At 46.8% G+C, this 4,360-nt stretch carries 4 protein-coding genes; all 4 read left to right on the forward strand.

Annotated features, from left to right (window positions below):
- The coding region (locus ACE1AQ_RS14345) for a hypothetical protein (RefSeq protein WP_374808635.1) at positions 1-202 on the forward strand (202 nt) is incomplete at its 5' end.
- 485 nt (positions 203-687) lie between these two features.
- Complete coding sequence (locus tag ACE1AQ_RS14350) at positions 688-2,865, forward strand: TRAFs-binding domain-containing protein (protein ID WP_008200148.1); 2,178 nt, start codon at positions 688-690, stop codon at positions 2,863-2,865.
- A gap of 45 nt (positions 2,866-2,910) precedes the next feature.
- On the forward strand, positions 2,911-3,522 hold the full coding sequence (locus ACE1AQ_RS14355) for a DUF4231 domain-containing protein (protein WP_008200145.1): 612 nt from the start codon (positions 2,911-2,913) through the stop codon (positions 3,520-3,522).
- A gap of 585 nt (positions 3,523-4,107) precedes the next feature.
- On the forward strand, positions 4,108-4,353 hold the full coding sequence (locus ACE1AQ_RS14360; RefSeq protein WP_008200143.1) for a hypothetical protein: 246 nt from the start codon (positions 4,108-4,110) through the stop codon (positions 4,351-4,353).
- The last annotated feature ends 7 nt before the right edge of the window (positions 4,354-4,360 follow it).

The following is a 4,360-nucleotide window of genomic DNA, read 5'->3' on the forward strand; positions in this document are numbered from 1 at the left end:
TCTTCCTACTCAACCCGATTTTGGGGTCTATTTTTTTCTCTCTTATCTTTGCTCAAAAACCCTATATATATGGGCGCACGGATTCCCACTATATAAAAAGTTTAAAGCAAGTCTCGTCATTTGTCAAGGGTTTTTAGAAAATCTCCCCACTGGCCAAGATGTGAAGGAAATTGCCAGTAAGTTGGGAGGGTTAGAAAGGTGAGAAGGAAGCGGTCGCAACGCGCTCGCTACGCGAGACCGAGCAGTTACAATGATTGTTAAACTTTCGGGCGCACAGGGGAAAAATGAGAAGGTTTCTTCTATTCTATTTTGACGTTGTGTTTATCTTAATGGTGTCTTGTCTAGAGGAGATTTTTGCCAATAGGATATGCTCCTGGCGATTCTCTGCGCTGCTGATAAGTAGTCGGACATAAATTCTGTTGTCTATCTTAAGAAATGTAAATTGCCGCAATTCTTACTGACGACCGACTCCTTACCCCACAGTTAACTTTACCTTTGTCCAACTACTTATCAAACTTGAGGGGATTGATTAGAGAAAGAACTTAATTCCAAAGCTCCTTTATTAACGGAATAATCTGGCACTGTTACTGCTAGTGACTCAGTTAGTTTTTTATTGAAAAAACTGCCGAGGATTGAATCTAACTAAAATAAGTTATGATCGATCTTGCTTGAGTCAGAAAGATTAATATGCCCAGTCAAGAAATTATTAACCAGAAAAATGCTGCCGCCAACGACGAACAAGTTTCTGAGTCTAACGTAGAGCTAGTTTCCCAACTGAAACAAGAGCATGATAGCGCTGCCAGCCCCCAGGGATTGCCCCATGCCTTCGTCGTCATGCCCTTTGGTAAGAAAAAAGGGGCAGATGACCGCTGGATAGATTTTAATAGCATCTATCAGGATTTAATTAAACCAGCCTTAATCGAAGCCGGATTTGAGCCGTTTCGAGCCGATGAAGAAAGCGTCAGTGGCGATATTCTCACCGATATGTTTCAGGAACTATTGCTCGCGGATCTGGTGATTGCCGACATCAGCATTGATAATGCCAACGTTTTTTATGAGTTAGGAGTGCGCCACGCCCTACGCAAGCGAGGACTAATTCATATCCAGTCGGGACGAGGTCGTATGCCTTTCGATATTTTTAACGTTCGCACTCTCCCCTATCATTGTGACGAGAATGGCTGGCCCGATCGCCAATACTTGGAAAAGGACAAACAGGCGATCGCTAAAATGGCGCGCGCTACCTGGGAATCAGATCCTCATCGCATTCACAGCCCCATTTTCAATTTACTCGACGGCTTGGAAGAACCCGATCGCCGGTCGCTGCAAACCCCCCTAGCCATTGGCTACTGGGATGAGTACAATAATTGGCGGAAAAGGGTAGTGATTGCCCAACGCCAAGATCGCATAGGTGACGTTTTGCTGTTGACTGAAGAAGTGAGCAACCCCCTAATCAAATGCGAGGCGATCGCCGAAGCGGGGAAAGCCTTAAGAAACCTAGGAAATTATCAACTTGCGCTCCAGCAATATCGCAACGGACTGGCACTGCAGCCGAAAAATGCCGAATTCCGGCGCGAGGAAGCCTTTCACCTGATCCGACTGAAGCGATATGATGAGGCAGTGGTGCAATTGGAGTCGCTGCTGCGGGATGAACCGGTCAATATCGATGCCCTTTCCTACTTAGCTCGCATTTACAAAGAAATGTGGAAGGAGCGATGGGTAGGCATCTCCAATGAAGCAGAGCGCCGCCAAATAGCTTACGCATCGGCCCACTTACTGCAAAAAGCGATTGAGACTTACCTGCAAGGCTACCGCCTCGATCAGAATCATTACTATTCCGGCATCAACGCCCTGACCTTATCGTCTCTACTAAAGCATTTAGCGCCACTGGCTGGCAAGGATAGCGATCCAGAAGAGAAAGGGATCAAAGAGCAGTTGCCGGCGCTGTCTGGAGCCGTTAAATTTAGTCTGGAAAGTGCCGCTATCAAGGATAACAACGATGTTTGGGTCTTCCTCTCCCTCGGCGATCTGGCCATCTGTACCGCCAGCAACCCGCAACAGGTGGCCAGAGCCTATAAAAGGGCGCTCAACCGGCTCTGGAACAATAAATTTGCTTTACTTTCAACCCTAGAACAGTTGAAACTTTTAGAATCCCTGAATTTCCGCCTTGAATATGTCAAGTCAGGCCTCGATGTCCTCGAGGCAGAATTGAAGAGAATAGAACATCAAGAAGCAGCGATCGCATCCCCAACGGTGAAGGAACCTCCGCAAGTTTTCCTCTTCTCCGGCCACATGATGGACAAGCCAGACCGGCCGCGGCCTCGGTTTCCCCCAGCCATGGAAACCGAGGCGCAACAAAAAATTAAGGAGGTACTCGATAATCTCAAAGCTGATGCCACGGATCTGGCGATCACATCGGGGATAGCCTGTGGGGGCGATATCCTCTTTCTAGAAGCCTGTTTAGAGCGGCAGATGAAAGTGGAGGTCTATCTGCCCTTCGAGTCAGCCCAATTTATTGAAAAGTCGGTCGACTTTGCGGGCGATGATTGGGTAGAGCGTTTCTATGGAATTAAGAATCATCCCCAGGTGGAACTCAACCTACAACCAGAAAGAATCGGACCGGTCCCGCAAGGAAGCAATTCCTTTGAGCGCAACAATCGTTGGGCGCTCTATTCCAGTTTGATCTACGGAATCGATCGGGTGCGGTTGATTGTCCTCTGGGATGGCAAAGGCGGTGATGGACGTGGCGGGACTGGCGATATGGTCAAGCAAGTACGTCAATTGGGGGGGATTGTCGAGCATCTAGACACAACTAAGTTTGATTATTGGAAAGCCCAAGGAGCGGGAATCGGGAAGCGGAAAGCTTGAGCCACCAGAGCCGAAATTTTTTTCTACTAACGGAGTAAGAGAACCATGCCAGATAGCACCTTAGAACTCAAAAGCCTAGAGAAAACCTCAGAGCCAAAAAAGTCCCAATCTTATCGCAATCAGTTCCAGCAAGAAATCTGTGGCTTGATCGAGCAGATTGACTTGCCAGATTTACAAAAGCAGTTTATGAAAGCCCGCTGGCTCGAGCAATTACTCTGGCTAGAAGGCCGGGCCCAGACAAGTCGCAACCAATACTATTTTCTCCGACTGATCACAATTATCGGGGGGGTGATCGTTCCAGCCTTGGTCAGTCTGAACATCAACGCCAATGATGTCCAAGTCCTGGTCGGTTGGCTCGCCTTTGGCTTGAGTCAGGTGGTGGCTATCAGTGCTGCCGTTGAAGAGTTCTTTCATTATGGCGAACGCTACCGCCACTATCGGAACACGGCCGAGGCCATGAAAATTGAGGGCTGGCAATTTTTCCAGTTGAGTGGTTCTTATCGCCATGCCCAAAATCACGCCGAAGTCTATCCTGATTTTGCTCAAAGGGTAGAAAGCATCATCCAGCGCGATGTGGAAGGATATCTCAGCGAGGTTGTCAAGGAAAAAGAAAAGCCAAAACAGCCCACAGAAATAGCTAAAACACCACTTCAGTAAGCTCTAGGCCGACAAAAAGAGATTAGGGGTGGAGAATAGAGTCAGCCCCATTCCCAGGGGGCCTCCCAGAAAAAATTGGCTGTACCGTTGACTGTATCTAGGACTGGCTGAATAATTATCATTTTTCTTTATTCGTGGCAGGCATTCCACTCCCTTCTCCCGCCCACCAACCCCCCGATCCCTCCCATGTCGGGGGGTTAGGGGTGAGGGAAATTAACCATCTCTGCCATTACTTTAGAAAAATGGTTTGAGATATTTTGACCCGATAGCGTCTCGAGAAATTACTTTTGCGGGAGGTCTAATGACATTTCTAGATATATAGATCATAATTGAATTAATTGGCTAATTTAAGCTTATTTTTCCATGGCTACTAACGAATTACAAAACCTCGAACACAATATTCAACGTTGAAAACAACAATTAGCGGGAAAGCGAAACACTTTAGTTACAATCGCACCGGAAGAAAAAGTTAGGATCGAGCAGCAGAGCGAAGATTTACGCCGAAAAATTTGGGATTTTGAACGAGAAAAATGGGATTTAATCGCCAGCGACAGTCAAGAAGTATCTTTTCCTGATGCGGAGGTAATGGTAGCAGAAATTGTCACAGAATTGACGGCAATTACCAAAGAACCACCCGATCAACTTGCTTCTCCACAAATCTTAGAATTATTAAATCAAATTCTAGCTAAACTCAATCGGCTCTCCCAGGTTTGGTGGGTAAAATGTATTCTAAGATACATTCCTCCTAGCGAGGGGGTGGAACGAACCACAAAGACACAAAGGACACAAAGATCGATCCTATGTAAGTTAAACTCATCACACAGAACCTAGAAGAGCC

Source organism: Microcystis sp. BLCC-F209 (assembly GCF_041928595.1).
Lineage (GTDB): Bacteria > Cyanobacteriota > Cyanobacteriia > Cyanobacteriales > Microcystaceae > Microcystis.

Bases quoted from the DNA above. Each gene is read 5' to 3' on its own strand.
- ACE1AQ_RS14350 (WP_008200148.1), top strand. From the start codon at position 688: ATGCCCAGTCAAGAAATTATTAACCAGAAAAATGCTGCCGCCAACGAC.
- ACE1AQ_RS14355 (WP_008200145.1), top strand. From the start codon at position 2,911: ATGCCAGATAGCACCTTAGAACTCAAAAGCCTAGAGAAAACCTCAGAG.
- ACE1AQ_RS14360 (WP_008200143.1), top strand. From the start codon at position 4,108: ATGGTAGCAGAAATTGTCACAGAATTGACGGCAATTACCAAAGAACCA.